This is a genomic window from Methylobacterium sp. E-016 (genome assembly GCF_022829745.1).
Lineage (GTDB): Bacteria > Pseudomonadota > Alphaproteobacteria > Rhizobiales > Beijerinckiaceae > Methylobacterium.
In genome coordinates, this window is record NZ_JAKSYF010000066.1 from 1 (window position 1) to 15,220 (window position 15,220).

General features: G+C 69.0%; 18 protein-coding genes, 1 tRNA gene and 2 pseudogenes. 15 read left to right on the plus strand and 6 right to left on the minus strand.

Going from position 1 to position 15,220, the window contains the following annotated elements:
* A pseudogene (locus MKK68_RS06940) lies at positions 1–139 on the minus strand (NAD(P)H-dependent oxidoreductase); the annotation flags it as partial.
* A 20-nt stretch (positions 140–159) separates the two neighbouring features.
* Between MKK68_RS06940 and MKK68_RS06945 the strand changes: the two are divergent.
* The 8 genes from MKK68_RS06945 to MKK68_RS06980 all read left to right on the plus strand — a co-directional run bounded on the left by MKK68_RS06945 (position 160) and on the right by MKK68_RS06980 (position 7,019).
* Positions 160–1,092, plus strand: coding sequence for an aliphatic sulfonate ABC transporter substrate-binding protein (locus tag MKK68_RS06945; protein ID WP_244029472.1), 933 nt, complete (start codon positions 160–162; stop codon positions 1,090–1,092).
* Positions 1,093–1,098: 6 nt separating this feature from the next.
* Entirely contained in the window at positions 1,099–2,124 is a 1,026-nt protein-coding gene (locus MKK68_RS06950) for a sulfonate ABC transporter substrate-binding protein (RefSeq protein WP_244029474.1), read from the plus strand.
* Entirely contained in the window at positions 2,121–2,900 is a 780-nt protein-coding gene (gene ssuC / locus MKK68_RS06955; RefSeq protein WP_244029476.1) for an aliphatic sulfonate ABC transporter permease SsuC, read from the plus strand. The genes MKK68_RS06950 and ssuC overlap by 4 nt, the downstream gene beginning before the upstream one ends.
* Positions 2,900–3,796: an ATP-binding cassette domain-containing protein gene (locus tag MKK68_RS06960; protein WP_244029478.1), complete on the plus strand. Its 897-nt coding sequence runs from the start codon at positions 2,900–2,902 to the stop codon at positions 3,794–3,796. Before ssuC ends, MKK68_RS06960 begins: the two co-directional genes overlap by 1 nt.
* A gap of 20 nt (positions 3,797–3,816) precedes the next feature.
* On the plus strand, positions 3,817–4,992 hold the full coding sequence (ssuD, locus tag MKK68_RS06965) for an FMNH2-dependent alkanesulfonate monooxygenase (protein WP_147726638.1): 1,176 nt from the start codon (positions 3,817–3,819) through the stop codon (positions 4,990–4,992).
* A 78-nt stretch (positions 4,993–5,070) separates the two neighbouring features.
* Positions 5,071–5,144 (plus strand) — tRNA-Gly (locus MKK68_RS06970).
* A gap of 199 nt (positions 5,145–5,343) precedes the next feature.
* Positions 5,344–6,093, plus strand: coding sequence for a DUF5131 family protein (locus tag MKK68_RS06975; protein WP_244029480.1), 750 nt, complete (start codon positions 5,344–5,346; stop codon positions 6,091–6,093).
* Positions 6,090–7,019 (plus strand): three-Cys-motif partner protein TcmP, encoded by a 930-nt coding sequence (locus MKK68_RS06980; protein ID WP_244029481.1) that lies wholly within the window; start codon positions 6,090–6,092, stop codon positions 7,017–7,019. The genes MKK68_RS06975 and MKK68_RS06980 overlap by 4 nt, the downstream gene beginning before the upstream one ends.
* A gap of 90 nt (positions 7,020–7,109) precedes the next feature.
* On the opposite strand, the gene MKK68_RS06985 is transcribed toward MKK68_RS06980, so the two are convergent.
* The 5 genes from MKK68_RS06985 to MKK68_RS29695 all read right to left on the minus strand — a co-directional run bounded on the left by MKK68_RS06985 (position 7,110) and on the right by MKK68_RS29695 (position 9,802).
* On the minus strand, positions 7,110–7,664 hold the full coding sequence (locus MKK68_RS06985) for a hypothetical protein (RefSeq protein WP_244029482.1): 555 nt from the start codon (positions 7,662–7,664) through the stop codon (positions 7,110–7,112).
* 194 nt (positions 7,665–7,858) lie between these two features.
* A complete protein-coding gene (locus MKK68_RS06990) occupies positions 7,859–8,131 on the minus strand; it encodes a hypothetical protein (protein ID WP_244029483.1) in 273 nt (90 codons plus the stop codon).
* The gene (locus MKK68_RS06995; RefSeq protein WP_244029485.1) at positions 8,128–8,415 is read right to left on the minus strand and encodes a hypothetical protein; all 288 of its coding nucleotides are present in this window, start codon (positions 8,413–8,415) and stop codon (positions 8,128–8,130) included. Before MKK68_RS06995 ends, MKK68_RS06990 begins: the two co-directional genes overlap by 4 nt.
* Positions 8,416–8,422: 7 nt before the next feature.
* A complete protein-coding gene (locus MKK68_RS07000) occupies positions 8,423–8,680 on the minus strand; it encodes a hypothetical protein (RefSeq protein ID WP_244029487.1) in 258 nt (85 codons plus the stop codon).
* A 375-nt stretch (positions 8,681–9,055) separates the two neighbouring features.
* Positions 9,056–9,802 (minus strand): T4 RnlA family RNA ligase, encoded by a 747-nt coding sequence (locus tag MKK68_RS29695; RefSeq protein ID WP_244029489.1) that lies wholly within the window; start codon positions 9,800–9,802, stop codon positions 9,056–9,058.
* 589 nt (positions 9,803–10,391) lie between these two features.
* Here MKK68_RS29695 and MKK68_RS07015 point away from each other — a divergent pair.
* The 7 genes and pseudogenes from MKK68_RS07015 to MKK68_RS07045 form a co-directional block, all read left to right on the plus strand.
* Complete coding sequence (locus tag MKK68_RS07015) at positions 10,392–10,913, plus strand: hypothetical protein (RefSeq protein ID WP_244029491.1); 522 nt, start codon at positions 10,392–10,394, stop codon at positions 10,911–10,913.
* A gap of 58 nt (positions 10,914–10,971) precedes the next feature.
* Positions 10,972–12,582 carry an AAA family ATPase gene (locus MKK68_RS07020; protein WP_244029493.1) on the plus strand — a complete coding sequence of 537 codons (1,611 nt, stop codon included), beginning with the start codon at positions 10,972–10,974 and terminating at the stop codon, positions 12,580–12,582.
* Positions 12,583–12,595: 13 nt separating this feature from the next.
* Positions 12,596–12,760, plus strand: a complete 165-nt coding sequence (locus MKK68_RS07025; RefSeq protein WP_244029495.1) for a hypothetical protein — start codon at positions 12,596–12,598, stop codon at positions 12,758–12,760.
* A gap of 212 nt (positions 12,761–12,972) precedes the next feature.
* The gene (locus tag MKK68_RS07030) at positions 12,973–13,344 is read left to right on the plus strand and encodes a hypothetical protein (protein WP_244029497.1); all 372 of its coding nucleotides are present in this window, start codon (positions 12,973–12,975) and stop codon (positions 13,342–13,344) included.
* Positions 13,337–13,759, plus strand: coding sequence for a hypothetical protein (locus tag MKK68_RS07035; RefSeq protein WP_244029499.1), 423 nt, complete (start codon positions 13,337–13,339; stop codon positions 13,757–13,759). Before MKK68_RS07030 ends, MKK68_RS07035 begins: the two co-directional genes overlap by 8 nt.
* 422 nt (positions 13,760–14,181) lie before the next feature.
* A pseudogene (gene istB, locus MKK68_RS07040) lies at positions 14,182–14,709 on the plus strand (IS21-like element helper ATPase IstB); the annotation flags it as partial.
* A gap of 279 nt (positions 14,710–14,988) precedes the next feature.
* Positions 14,989–15,220 (plus strand): hypothetical protein (locus MKK68_RS07045; protein WP_244029501.1); only part of this gene is annotated, 232 nt, incomplete at its 3' end.

Here is a 15,220-nt window from a genome sequence, read left to right on the forward strand (position 1 = left end):
AATGCTCGACGACGAGCGCGTGGCGGGCGCCGCCGCCGGTGGCGACGATCGCGACCGGCTTGTTGGCCAGGGCCGCCGGATCAATCAGGTCGAAGACGTGCTTGAACAGCCCGGTGAAGCTGCCCTTGTAGACCGGCGAGCATCAACCGCGGCGGGCGCATGCCGCTGGACTTCGCCGCGCGGGTCCCCATGACCCGTCGGGCGGTGGCCGCCGAGCCGGGCGTGCTGCGCATCGGCTACCAGAAGAACGGCAGCCGCGTGGTCGCCAAGCAGCAGGGCGTGATCGAGGAGCGCCTGGCCAAGCTCGGCCATCGCGGGCGCTGGATCGAGTTCTCCTTCGGGCCGCCGCTGCTCGAGGCCTTGTCCCTCGACGGCATCGATTTCGGCCAGACTGGCGACGCCCCGCCGATCTTCGCGCAGGCTGCCAAGTCGAGCCTGGTCTACGCCGCGGCGCAGGAGGCCGGCGGCTCGGGCTCGGGCATCCTGCTGCCCAAGGGCTCGACGATCCGGTCGCTGGCTGAGCTGAAGGGCAAGCGCGTCGCCTTCGCCAAGGCGTCGAGCGCCCACAACCTCACGGTCGCCGCGCTGGAGAAGGCGGGCCTCACCTACGCCGACATCGAGCCGGTGACGCTGGCGCCCGCCGACGCCGCGGCGGCGTTCTCGCGCGGCAGCATCGACGCCTGGACGATCTGGGACCCGTACTACGCCATCGCGGAGGGCGGCGACGGCGTCCGCGTGCTGGCGACGGCCAAGGAGATCGCGCGGCAGAACAACTACTTCCTGGCGAGCCGCGCCTTCGCGGAGGGACGCGGCGCGGTGCTGGCCGAGGTGATCGACGTGCTCGGCGGCGTCGCGCGCTGGTGCGGCGACAATCGCGGCGAGGTCGCCGATCTGCTTTCGAAGGGCACCGGCGTGCCCCTCGCCGCCACCCGTCGCGCGGTCGATCGCACCGACTACCTCATCGGCCCGATGAACGACCGCGTCGCTGCCGAGCAGCAGGTGATCGCCGACCGCTTCCACGCCCTGAAGCTGATCCCGAAGCCGATCCGCGTCGCCGACGCGGTCTGGATCCCACCCGCACGCAACGGCTGATCCGCGATGACCGACGACCACTTCTCGCGCGCGCCGCGTGCGGCGCTCGACGCTCTGACGGAGGCCGGCGCGCAGATGCGACGCCGCACCCTGCTCTCGGCCGGCCTCGGCCTCGCGGCGGCGGTCGCGCTACGCCCGGCCCGCGCTGCGTCCGCCGTCCGGATCGGCTACCAGAAATACGGGTCGCTGGTCCTGCTGAAGGGCCGCGGAACCCTCGAGACGGCGCTCGCGCCCCTCGGCTACGAGGTCGCGTGGTCGGAGTTTCCCTCCGGTCCGCCGCTGCTCGAGGCGCTGAACGCCGGGGCGATCGACCTCGGCTCGGCCGGCGAGGCGCCGCCGATCTTCGCCCAGGCCGCCAACGCCGACCTGCGCTACGTCGGCACCGAGCCGCCGGCCCCGCGGGGCGAAGCGATCCTGGTGCCGAAGGACAGCCCGATTCGCGCCGTCTCGGATCTGCGCGGCAAGACCATCGCCTTGAACAAGGGCTCCAACGTCCATTTCCTCGTGGTGCGCGCCCTGGAGAAGGCCGGCATCGCCTACGATGCGGTCAGGCTCGTCTTCCTCTCGCCGGCCGACGCGAACGCCGCCTTCGTGCGCGGCTCGGTCGACGCCTGGGCGATCTGGGACCCCTATCTCGCCGCCGCCGAGCGCTCGACCGGTGCGCGCATCCTCGCCGACGGCACCGGGATCGCACCGAACCGCCAGTTCTACCTGTCGCGCCGCGCCTTCACCGAGGCGAGCCCGGACATCGTGTCCGCGATCCTGAAGGCGATCGCCGAGGTCGACACCTGGGCCGCCGGCAACGGCGGCACGGTCGCCTCCGAGCTTGCGCCCTCGGTCGGCATCCCGGCGCCGGTGCTCACGGTGGCGCTCGATCGCCTGTCCTACGGGGTCGCGGCCCTCGACGCGCAGACGATCGCCGACCAGCAGGCGGTGGCCGACGCCTTCCACGCCCTCGGCCTCCTGCCGAAACCGATCCGGGTCGCGGACGCCGTCTGGGCCCACCCGCAACGCAAGGCCGAGATCCGATGAGCGCCACCCCCTCCCGCATCCGCGACGCCGCCGTGCCCTGGCTGCTGCCGGTGGCGATCCTCGTCGGCTGGCAGGCGGCGGTCTCGGCCGGCCTGGTCTCGAACCGCTTCATGCCGGCGCCGCTCGACGTGATCCGCGCCGGGATCGAGGCCGGCCGTACCGGCGAGCTCTGGACTAATCTCGGCGTCAGCACGCTGCGCGCGCTCGCCGGCTTCGTGGTCGGCGGCGGCATCGGCTTCGGCCTCGGCCTCGCCAACGGGCTCTCGCGCCTGTCCGAGCGCCTGACCGACACCTCGGTTCAGATGGTGCGCAACGTGCCCCACCTGTCGCTGATCCCGCTGGTGATCCTGTGGTTCGGCATCGGCGAGGAGGCCAAGCTGTTCCTGGTGGCGCTCGGCGTGTTCTTCCCGATCTACGCCAACACCCTGCACGGCATCCGCTCGGTCGATCCGGCCCTGGTCGAGATGGGCCGCGTCTACGGCATGTCGAACGCCGAGCTGTTCCGCCGCGTGGTGCTGCCGGGCGCGCTGCCGTCGATCTTCGTCGGCCTGCGTTACGCCCTCGGGATCATGTGGCTGACGCTCATCGTCGCCGAGACCATCTCGGCCTCCTCGGGCCTCGGCTACATGGCGATGCAGGCACGCGAGTTCATGCTGGTCGACGTCGTGGTGCTGGCGATCCTGATCTACGCCGCGCTCGGCAAGCTCGCCGACGCGCTGACGCGGCAGCTGGAGCGCAGCTGCCTCGCCTGGAACCCCGCCTACAGGAGCGCCTGATGCTGCTCGACGCCCAACTCCGCGACAAGCCGCCGGCGCGGGAACCGGACACCGGCGCGCGTGCGCTGTCCCAGGGGGAGAGGGTCGCGACGCCCTCGGGCAGCGCGCAACCTTCATCCCGATCCTCCCCCGACCGGGCGGGGGAGCAACGCGGCATCGCGGTCACCGTCCGCGACCTCCACAAGAGCTTCGACGGCAACGCCGTGATCGCGGGGCTCGACCTGTTCCTGCCCGCCGGCGGCTTCACGGCGGTGGTCGGCCGCTCCGGTTGCGGCAAGAGCACCCTGCTGCGCCTGATCCTCGGCCTCGAGACGCCGACCTCCGGGCGCATCGGCCTCGACGAGGCCGAGGCCGGCCCGCGCCGGTCTCAGCGGCCGCGGCGCATCATGTTCCAGGAGCCGCGGCTGCTGCCCTGGGCCCGCGTGGTCGACAACGTCGCCGTCGGCCTGTCCGGCACCGGCACCAAGGCCGAGCGTCGGGCGCGTGCGCTCGCGGCCCTCGAGGAGGTCGGCTTGGCCGACAAGGCCGGCGTCTGGCCCGCCACCCTGTCCGGCGGCCAGCGCCAGCGCGTAGCGCTCGCCCGGGCGCTGGTCAGCGGACCCGGCCTGCTGGCGCTCGACGAGCCGCTCGGCGCGCTCGACGCGCTCACCCGCATCGGCATGCAGGACCTGATCGAGCGGATCTGGCGGGCGCAGGGCTTCACCGCGCTCCTCGTGACCCACGACGTCGCCGAAGCCGTGGCGATGGCCGACCGCATCCTCGTCGTCGACGAGGGCCGCATCGCCCTCGATCTGCGGGTCGACGTGCCCCGGCCGCGCCGCCGCGGCGATCCCGACCTGGCGCGGCTCGAAGGCCGCATCCTCGAGCACCTGCTCGGCACGCGCTCGGCGGCCTGAGCCGACACGGAGACCTTTCGATGACCGCCTCGACCGACGGAAAGACCGACGTCCTCTGGTTCCTGCCGACGCACGGCGACGGCCGCTATCTCGGCGCGTCTGAGGGCGCGCGCGACGTGTCGCTGAGCTATCTCCGCCAGATCGCGCAGGGCGCCGACGCCCTCGGCTATTACGGCGTGCTGCTGCCCACCGGCCGCTCCTGCGAGGATTCCTGGGTGATCGCCTCGGCGCTCGCGCCGCTGACGCAGCGCCTGCGCTTCCTCGTCGCCGTGCGTCCCGGCCTGATGGAGCCCTCGGCGGCCGCCCGCATGGCCTCGACGCTGGACCGGATCTCCGATGGGCGCCTGCTGATCAACGTCGTCACCGGCGGCGATCCGGTGGAGCTGCGCGGCGACGGCGTGTTCCTCGACCACGACGCGCGGTACGCGGTGACCGACGAGTTCCTCCACATCTGGCGCGGCCTGATGGCCGGCGAGACCGTCTCGTTTACGGGCAAGCACCTGTCGGCGGAGAACGGCCGGCTGATCTTCCCGCCGGTGCAGAAGCCCTATCCGCCGCTCTACTTCGGCGGCTCGTCGCCGGCCGGCATCGACGTGGCGGCCGAGCATTGCGACGTCTACCTTACCTGGGGCGAGCCGCCGGCCGGCGTCGCCGAGAAGATCGCGACCGCGAAGGCGGCCGCGGAGGCGCGCGGCAAGACCTTCTCCTACGGCATCCGCCTGCACGTCATCGTCCGCGAGACCGAGGGCGAGGCGTGGGCGGCGGCCGACCGCCTGATCTCGAAGCTCGACGACGCCACGATCGCCAAGGCGCAGGCCACGCTGAAGCGCCAGGATTCGGTCGGGCAGAGCCGGATGATGGCGCTGCACGGCGGAAGCCGGGACAAGCTTCAGGTCTCGCCGAACCTCTGGGCCGGCGTCGGGCTGGTGCGCGGCGGTGCCGGCACGGCGCTGGTCGGCTCGGCCGATCAGGTCGCCGACCGGATGAAGGAGTACATCGATCTCGGGATCGACCGCTTCATCCTCTCCGGCTACCCGCATCTCGAGGAGGCCTATCGCTTCGCCGAACTCGTCTTCCCGAAGCTGCCGCTGCGCGCCACCACCGGCATCGGCCCCTCGAACGCCCGCAACGACGGCCCGTTCGGCGAGGTGATGGCCAACGACATCGTGCCGACGCGGCAGGTCGCGGCGCACTGAGCACCACGCCGGGAGGGGCCGGATTGCAGCGTCTCCGGCCTTCTCAAGCTCACCGCGCCATGCTATCCGGCGCGGATCGCGGGTGTAGCTCAATGGTAGAGCAGCAGCCTTCCAAGCTGAATACCCGGGTTCGATTCCCGGTACCCGCTCCACTCCCTTTAGAGCCGAAACCTCAGCATCTGCAGGGGCTTGCCTACGTCTACGCTGCTCAGGCTGGTATCGCTCAGATCCCCTTGATACCAGCCTGATACCAGCCGCGGATGCGAAACCCGCGCGAATCGGCCCTTGCACGAAATCGGCAAAAGGCGATCATCGCCTTGACATCGACTGCATGTGCTTCAGGGCTTCGCCATGGCCGACGCAACCTCTATCGAGTGGACTGACGCGACGTGGAACCCCGTGACGGGGTGCACCAAAATCAGCGCTGGCTGCGACAACTGTTATGCCGAGCGCTTCTCTGAGCGGTTCCGGGGAGTGCCCGGGCACCCCTTCGAGACCGGCTTCGACCTGACCCTGCGTCCGGCCCGCCTGGGTCAGCCTTTGGCCTGGCGCCAGCCGCGCGTGATCTTCGTGAACTCCATGTCAGACTTGTTCCACAAGGACGTGCCTGACACGTTCATCGGCCAGGTCTTCGACACCATGGAGCGAGCCGATTGGCACACGTTCCAGATCCTGACGAAGCGCTCGTCCCTAATGCGGGACTTCCTGCGCCGGAGGTACGGTGAGGGACGTGGACCGGCGCACATCTGGTGCGGCGTCTCGGTCGAGGACGGCGCCCGCATGTCCCGGGTCCGCCAACTCCAGGACGCGCCCGCAGGTATCCGGTTCCTGTCCATCGAGCCGCTCATCGGCTCCATCGGACGCATCGACCTCACCGGAATCGACTGGGTCATCGTGGGCGGGGAGAGCGGTCCGCGCGCGCGCCCCATGGATAGCGAATGGGTTCGCGAGGTCCGAGACCAATGCATCGATGCCGGCGTGGCGTTCTTCTTCAAGCAATGGGGTGGATACCGTCCTAAAGCCGGCGGTCGCAGCCTGGACGGACGCACCTGGAGCGAGTTTCCTACCGACGTCCCACGAATCCGAGTTGCCGCTGAATGACCAAGAAGCCCAAGGACGGTGTCGGCCCTTGGGCGAAGGAGAAGCTAGACGCGCTGGGCGACTACCTCGGCTTCTACACCAAGGTGCTCAAGAACCAAAGCTGGTGGTGCAAGGGGACCATCTATGTCGACGCGTTCGCAGGCCCCGGTCGATCCAAGGTAAGGACGAAGGAGAAGCCCGCCGTCGAAGCCGGCCTGTTCGATGTCGAACCCACGGCCGACGTCGAGGCCGTCGAGTACCTGAAGGGGTCTCCCCGGGTCGCCCTGGACATTGCTGACCCGTTCAGTCGCTACGTCTTCATCGAGCGGAACCCCGAACGGATAGCCGAGCTCCGGGCGCTGGCGGAGGAGTACGGCGACACCCGCCGCATCGTGGTTCGGGAAGGCGACGCCGCGACCGAGCTCCAGGGCATCCTCGATAGCGGCATCAACTGGAAGCACCACCGCGCGGTCATCTTCGTCGACCCCTTCGGCATGCATATCCCCTGGGCCACGTTCGAGGCGCTCGCCGCGACCAAGGCCATCGAGGTCTTCGTGAACTTCCCCCTCGGCATGGCCATCCAGCGTTTCCTCGTCCGGACCGGTGAGATCCCCGCCAACTGGCGCGAGACGCTCAATGTCTTCTTCGGCTCGCCGGACTGGTGGGACCACGCCTACGAGGAGCGGGACGGCCTCTTCGGCACCGAAACGCTGAAGCTCGCCGACTCAGGGCTGCGCCTGCTGGACTGGTACCGCGGGCGCCTGGAAACGCTCTTCGGCCACGTCTCCCCGGGGCGCCTCATCCGAAACACGCAGGGAGGGCACCTGTACTACCTCGTCTGGGCCGGGCCAAATAAGAAGGGCCTCGATGGCGCAAAGCACATCCTGAGTAAGGGGGACCGTGTGGTAGGTGCGCAGAGAGCAAGTAGGACTAGAAGCAATGGCTAGGCGCCCATGCTGATTGGTCGGCATCGTCTCGCCTACTGTTCGTACCAATGCCGTTCCGGAGCTTTCTTGCTCCGTCGTCCATGTCGAGGGCTAGACCCAGACGTCCGTCGTGGTCGGCACAATGTCCGAGTTTTCGAGAAGCCACCGGTGGTAGTCGTCGACTACCATCAACTCGGGATGGGAGGAGAAGTCACCCTGCAGGAGCTCGAAACGGTCGAGCCCCGCCGGCGTGAGCCACTCGATCAGGCGCACGAGTCCCTTGGGATCACCCTCCAGGATCGTCTCCCGCACCTCGGGGTCCTGGTCGCGGGTGCTGAAGGCCACCCGCCACGCGGTGTGGTGCCACTCCGTGGGGGCTTGGAAGGCCAGGAAATGCTCCCGCGGCCGGGGACCATCATGGGCAGGATCGCCCTTCACCCACATGGGGCGCACGTGCCTCCCAGTGCGCCCCATCTCGTCCGGGATCAAGATGATGAGCGTGCCGGAGGACGAGACCACCTCAGTCAGCGCGACCCCCTGATCGACGTGCCTATCGGGGTACGGGGCGTCGAGGCAGTCCGCCTCGTACCACGCCCTCTGGAGCATGAGCTCGATGAGCTGCTCGGGGGTCGGGGGCGTCGGCCACCCGGTATTCGTATCACTCATGTTCACCTCCACGTGGGGTCACAACGACCCGACACGTGGAGAAATCCCCAAGTCTCGCCGGTTAGCGAGTCCTTTCTCAGGGCATCGAAATCTTAAGTTAATTTAACTATGGGCCTATTCCACCATAGGCCCCAAGCAACGATCCGGTCAAACGCCGATCTCCAAGACGGTTAAAGTCGACATGGGTCGCGGGATCAGATGTTGAGTGCGCGCTCCCAGAGCTCGTCCTTGCCCATGACGACCTCGCCGTCCCGGTTGCGGACCTCCTCGGGGTGCCAGGCGTTCAGGTCGATGGCCGCGGCCGCGCAGCAGACGGCATCGTGCAGGGTATCGAAATCCTGCTGGTAGGGCCGGCGGTGGCACTGCCCGAACATCGTGAAGGATGGCTTCTCGATCAGGGCGGTGTCCCCGTTCAGGGACAGGGGCGGCGCGTTGGTGAAGGTGCGATCCTTCCAGGGCGTCGTCATGCGCCGGGTCCACCCTGCAGGATGGCGGAGATCTCTTCCACCACGATCCAAGGCCACTTCTCGCCAGCGATCTCCTCCAGCTTCTCGACCGCGGCCGCGGCGCGCCCAGGCGGCAGAACCTGCTCGATCAGGCGCACGCAGGCATCGAGCTCGTAGGGTTCGATGTCGACGTCCGTCCCAGAGAGGTAGACCCGGTGCGGCTTGCCGTTCTCGAAGGTGACCTCGACGACCTCGGGGCGGTCGTGATCATGGACCGTGGCCCACCAGAACTTGTTCGTGTTCATGGCCCCCTCAGCCGTAGTACCGGGAGAACTTGAGATCGCTGGTCTTGAGCGCGGCCGCCGCGAGGGCCTGGGCGTCCCGGTGCCCGTCGACGACCGCCCGCAGGGCCTCGCGATGCAGCCAGTCCTCGACGATGTGGTCCGCGCAGCCCCAGCGGATGACCCTTTGGTCGGCCAGGGCGGCCACGATGGCGTCGACCGCTTCAACCGAGAGTGAGGGACGCTCCTCGACGTCGTCCAGCAGATGACGTGGCCGTACCGGTCCCACCGCTGTCCTTCGAACTGCGTCTCGAACTCCTCGCCGCCTTCGACACCGACGCCGCGCAGGAGCATGACGGGTTCCCCCTCGACGCTGCCGCTCTCGAAGAAGTAGGCCCACACTGGCCGGTCAGTCGGGATGCCCTTGTGGCCGCTCTGCCAGGTCGGCCTGTTGCGGTACACCTCCAAGGCCTTCACGGCGCAGGCCCGGCAGCGACGGCACCGCTTGTCGCCGCAGTAGCCCTCGCCGCAGTCCGAGCAGGCCCGGCAGAAATACTGCCCCGGGGCCCAGCCGAATGGTCTCACGTCATCGACCGAGTTCCCGTCGTCCGGGATGGGGGTGTTCATCGCCCTAGAGAAGCTGGACATGAAATCCTCGGTCATGTCAGGCGGCCTCATCAAGCGCGTTGCTGATCGCGTAGGAGGGCACGTAGCCGTCCAGCAGATTCCCGTTCGGCCGGATCGTCCGGAGCATGGCCAGCCGCAGCTTCTCCCGGGCCTCGTCGGTGGTCGCCTTCCGGAACGGGAACAGGAACGGCCGGATCGGGTCGGGCACCTCGGACAGGCGCAGCCCTAGATCCTTGTCCGAGAGGCCGGTGGCGATCTCGGCGGCAAGGCTCACGCCCGACACCAGCTTGAGGTACCGGGCCTGCAGGACGACGGCGATCTGGTCGAAGTCCTCCCAGAACTCCTCGGGCAGGTCCCGGCGCATCTCTTCGAGATCCCCGCCGGCGGCCATGACGTCCCACACCGCCAGGGGCGTGCACCGGCTGATCAGGCCGTGGATGCTCTTGTACGCGTTGCCCTTCACCTTGACCCGGGTGCCGTCGGCGAAGCGGATCACGAAGCCCTCGCGGTCGCGGGGCAGGTCCGTCGCGGTCGAGACCATCTCGGCCAGACTGGCGAACGTGTGGCGCCAGGTCAGCCGGAAGCCGGTCCCGGCGGTGACGTCGACGAGCTCCCAGTATGCGAGCTCGCGCCCGGACGCGTCGTAGGCGGCCAGCAGCGACAGGCCGGCATCGGGGTACCGGACGACGATTACGTTCTCCGGGTAGATGGCCTCGAACAGGTACGTCGTGCCGGGCACCAGGGACGAGGTGTCCATCGCGTCGAGGCGCGCCTGGGCCCACACGGCCTGCGAGCTGTCGAACGCCCCCCTTGGTCGCGGCCCGCCACTTGCCGTCATCGTGGAAGGCGATGATCAGGCTGCCGTCGAGCTTCTCGAATGCCTCGAACGGAAGGTCCGGGACTGTCGCATGGCGCTCCCCGACGTTGAAGAATTTTGGGAAGGGGGTCGCGATAACGGCGCAACGGTATGGGCATACGATCAGGCCGCGGGCGAGCAGCGTGAAGGCATCCCATCCGTGGTCGTACACGCAGCGCTGGGTGTAGCAGTAGAGGACGAGTCCGGTCTCGGAGCAGGTCTTCCGGCTGACGAGGCCCGCCGACCGGGCCTTCTCCAGGCCGGCGATCAGGTCGCCGAAGGCGAAAGCCCGAGCCGGATGGATGACGTCTCTGGTTCCCACTGCCCACCCTCCAAGAATCCGAAGGGGCCCGCGCCACCTGGACGAGGACCCCTTCATCTCGGCCCGCGCACGCAGGCCCCGGCGCTCGATGCGCATCCCCAGATCGTAGCGTGATCGCGCCGATTCGGGGGAAGGGGCCGCTTGACCTGCCGGGGCGGGCTTCCCGAAACCCTGGGCCATGCTATCCCCGGGGGCATGCCGATCCGCCTCGCATACGTCGACCCCGACAGCTTTCCCGTCCCCGACGGCTGGACCGCCATCGGCTTCCTCGGCGGCTCGGTGGTGCTGGCGTATGACGAGGCGAGGCGGCCCCACGCGGTCGCCGACGGCGTGCCCGCGCCCCTCGAAGCGGCTGACGTGAACCCGGCGCTGGCGGAGGCGGTCGAGGCGGCCGCGCTGCGGGTCTGGCCCGACGGCTGGACGCATGCTGTGGCCGATGTCTTCAAGGTCAACCGGCGGTCCCTTGCCCGGGACCGCCTCGCCTCCGTCGCGCTGCCCCCGGCGGTGATGCGCGTGCTCAGCTCGATCTCGGACAGCCCCGACGCGGACGGCCTCGGGCGGATCATGTCAGCCATGGCCTGGTACGCCGACGCCTATGGCGAGGGCTCGTCGTGGCCCGACCGCGTCGAGACCGCCGTCCAGGCCGCCGCGAACGTGAGGGTCGCCCTGAGGGAGGCCCGCCGGGGCAAGCCCATTCGCCCTGTGGACGAAGGTTAGCTTTACTTCTCCTTAGGATTTCCGGGCGTAAACCTTCGGCATCACTGTGCGCTGGCGGATGGCCGTCGGCGTCTTGGAGATCCGTCCGATGCCTAGAACCCCCCTCCGCGGGGCGGTCGCGCCCTCGACGCGCGCGCTCTACGCCAACGCCCCCCTCCTGAACGATCTCGTTGCGGACGACTGCCTCGTCTGGACGCGCAGCCTCATCCCGGGCACCCCGTGCCTGGAGGCGATGCGGGATTTTTTCCAGGACGATCCCTGCGTCTTCTGGACACGAGGCCTGCACCTCACGGCCTACTGGGCACACATCGGCAAGATCCCCGGGTCCGCCGGCGAGAAGGCGTTCGTCGAGGCGCTGGAGGCCGCGTACGACGTCGCCGCGCGGAACGCCGGTACGCCGGCGGATGCCATGGACAACTGGTGGTGGGAGGCGAGCCACCGGGTCCTCGTCTACCTCATTGAAATGGGGGGCGCCGAGTTCCTGGAGCCGGCCCGTGAGGTAGTCCAGACGTATGCCCGGGATGCCTCTGCCGGCGCGCCGGAGCACCAGCTCGCCTACGGCCTCACGCTGCTGGACCCGGCCTACCTCCGCGTGCGCCGTCGGGGCGAGCCGGCCTACGCCCGCCAGCGCGCCGTCGATCAGGCCCGGATCGCCCTCGGGATGCGGGAGACCCATGCCGCGGCGATGCACGACGACCGCCCAACCGGCGGCCTCGCCGGGCTGCCCGTTGCAGCGCCGTCGGCCGCCGAGCGGATCGAGGCGGCCCGGGCGGATGAGGCCCCTCCCGGGCACGTCTACGTGCTGCGGTCGCTCGGCGGCAACACGTCCGCCGCCCACGTCCGGGAGATGAAGACCGCCGTCAAGGACATCCTCGGCGTGGCGCTCCCGCTCGTCCCGGTCCCGGCCGATTGGGACGTCTGGGAGAGAACGTTGCTCGCGGAGTTCCCGACCGAGGGCGGGGCGACCCGGGCGATCCGCGAGAAGCAGTCCGGGAACAAGTTCTGGCGTGGCGGCGTGCACATGCTTCACGGACCCGCAGGCGTCGGGAAGACCCGGTTCTGCAGGACGGTCGCCGAGGTCTCGGGGCTACCGTTCGAGCGCGTCAACCTGGACAATTCGGCGGACTCGTCTGCCCTGGGTGGAACGCCATCGCGCTGGACCTCGGCTGGCATGACGGCGCCGTTCGCCCTGCTGAACCGGTTCCGCAAGGGCAACGGCGTCTTGGCCCTCGACGAATACGATAAGGCTTCTGGGTCCATTGACAGCAACGGCGGCCGTGCCTGGGACGTCTGTCATGGCCTATGGGGCGTCGAAACGAATTCCGCGTGGCACGAGGTGTTCGTCAATGCGCCCGTGGACGTCTCCAACGTCCTCTACCTGGTGACGGCCAACGAGCTCTCGCGCATTCCCGCGCCCTTGATGGACCGCATGGACAGCGTGACGCTGTTTTCCGCGCCGGGTCCTGAGCACCTCGCTATCCTTGCTCCGCAGATCGCCCGCGAGATCTGCCGCCGGCAAGGCCTCGACGAGCGGTGGGGCGTCCTCGATGCTGAGGAGATGTCTGCCCTGTCGGCATGGCGCGGTGGCTCGATCCGCCAGCTCACCAAGCTGGTCGAACTGGTGCTCCGGAGCCGCGAGTCGGGTCCGGCCGCCCTGGCCCGGCATTGAGGGGGAGGCGATCATGGAAAACGAAGCCCCCCGTCTCGCCGCCCTGCGCGATCTCCAGTTCCACGTCATGCGCTTGACCATCGCGCGCGAGCTCGACCCGGCCGACGCCATCGTCATCGGCGCGGCCATCGCCGAGCGGATCGCCCTCGTCACCGAGGAGGCCTCCGATGCAGCGTGAGACCCTCTCCGAGATCCGGGCGCGCATCCGCGCCCTCTGGGCCTCCCGGCGCATGTGCGGGATCCTCGCCATCGCCTGCGCATTCCGCGTCGACCGGATCGCCACCCTCCATGCCCGGGGACGCCTGGGCGAGGAGGAGGCGCTCAGCCTCGCCCTCCAGGCCGAAGCCGTCGCGCAGATGTTCGCCCCCCTCCCGCGGATGGAGTGCGTCCGTGTCTCGCTCTGTTCAGGTCCACCAGTGCTACTGGAACCGCACGAAGCTCGTGTGGAGCCTGCGCCAAGGTGGCCTCGTCGTCGACCGGCGGCCCGCCCTGATGCTGAAGGATTGCCGGTTTCACGCCGGCGAATCCGCGCGGCTCCGCGTGCTCCGGACCGGTGACCGCGACGTTCATGCTTGGATCGCAGGAACCCTGTCCGATGGGGCGCGGCCGCCCTCGGCGATCCGTGTCGGCTACCGCCCGACGGAGGCCGGATTCCGGCGCCGGGACACCGCCGAAATCGTCATCCACGCGGTCGTTGTCGGCTTCGAGCCCGACGGGTCGTGCTGGGCCATCCTCGATCACCAGGAGCCATCCCATGCGTAGCAGCCTCACCATCGTCCTCGTCCTGCTCGCCGGCGCCGCGGCCGCCGAGGTGCTGCATCCAGTGGAGAGCGAGGGGTTCTCGTTCGCCCTGACGGTACCGGCGGGCCCGGGGCGCGAGCGGTACGGCTACGTCGATGCCGTCCCTGGCACGGCGGCTACATGGCGCGTCACCGTCCGATGCGGCGTCCACCAGGTTGGGACCGGGCGCGTCCTCGTCGAGGTCGTCGGGCACGGAACTGGATCGCGGGGGGCGAGCCCGTGGTTCGGCGGATCGTACGAGCTCGCCGACGGGCGGAAGGGCGCGTACAGCATCCTGCAGGACCGGTCGGCGCCGGACGCCCTTGACCTGCATTCCGAGTGGACGGGACCGGAGTGCCCCCGCAGCGGGACGGGGCAGCTTTCCTCCGGCGATTGATCCCGGGCGGCATGACGTCGGCATACGGCGTGCGCACAAAGCATTTCGTGTGCGCACGTTTGTGCACGCCGCAAGGATCAATCCCCAAACGACGGGAAAACGCGGTTTCCCCCCAAACTATTTTCTGGGTCGCCCGGAAGGGAGCATCCGGGCGACCCGGGCGGGAGTGGCCATGCCGGCGGAAGGGTGCCCCCTGAGAAGCTAAGGGTTTGTTTCCGTTGCGGAAGCAGGCCCCATACGTAGCGACGGTAGGTCGACTACGTTTTAGTTACGCGCCGTTTCCGAACAGGTCCTTGGGTGCCTCGGGCGTCAAGGTGTGCCTCTGCCAGTTCCGGGCGAGGTACTGCAGGCCGTAGGTGCAACTGGCTGATGTGGAGAGCCGTGCCACGAGCTACCGCATCGCCAATGCCCGCTTCCCCGTGATGAAGACGCTGGCCGAGTTCGAGTTCGCGGGCTCGCCTGTGGACGCGGTGGCTGTGCGCGAACTGCACCGAGGGGGCTTCCTAACCGAGAGCAGCAACGCCGTGCTGATCGGGGGCACTGGTTCGGGCAAGACGCATTTGGCCATCGCCATCGGAGCCAACTGCGTGCGCGAGCGCGAGGCGCGGGTGCGCTTCTTCAACACGGTCGATCTGGTCAACCAGCTGGAGGCGGAGGCCCGGGCCGGTAAGACCGGTCGCCTAGCCGCTCAGTTGGCACGAACCGACCTCGTGATCCTCGACGAACTGGGCTATCTGCCGTTCCCCCGCGCGGGCGGGCAGATGCTGTTCCACCTGATCAGCCGCCTCTACGAGCGCACCTCGGTGATCGTGACGACGAACTTGCCGTTTGCCGAATGGCCGAGCGTGTTCGGAGACGCGAAGATGACTACCGCGTTACTCGACCGCCTGACGCACCACTGCGAGATCCTGGAGACCGGCAACACGAGCTGGCGGCTGAAGACCCGCGCCTCGGAGCCGGCCGCGGCACGCCGCGACCGGATGGGCGGGTCGCTGGAGACGCGGGCGACGCCGCTGCGCTCACCCTGACGGCTTCGCGGCGTCGCCCGCTGCGTCACCGATCAATGGAAACCATGCCGCCAGTGGGTCCTTTTTGGACGCCGATCCCGGGTCCCTTTTCAACGCCGATTGACAGGCCCAGGGCCGCCCCGACGGCCTCCACGACCTGCAGCTCGCCGGGGCCGTCTACATGGTGATGGCCTCCCACGGCCTGAACCCGGAAGGCCGGGCATGACTGAGGCTTGGGAGACGAAGCGGGTTGTCTCGGACGAGGAGGCCAAGGCGGCCGCGCGCCGGTTGATCAACTCGCACTTCCGCAACGCGGACAGCGCCCGCGTATCGATCCCGGCGAACCCGGATCGCGACGATGATCTCGTTCTAATGAGCTACATCGCCCAGCGAGAGCGCGGCGACGCTGCGGCCGAGACCGCGATCGAGGCCCGCGTCGGTGGCGCCTACAAGC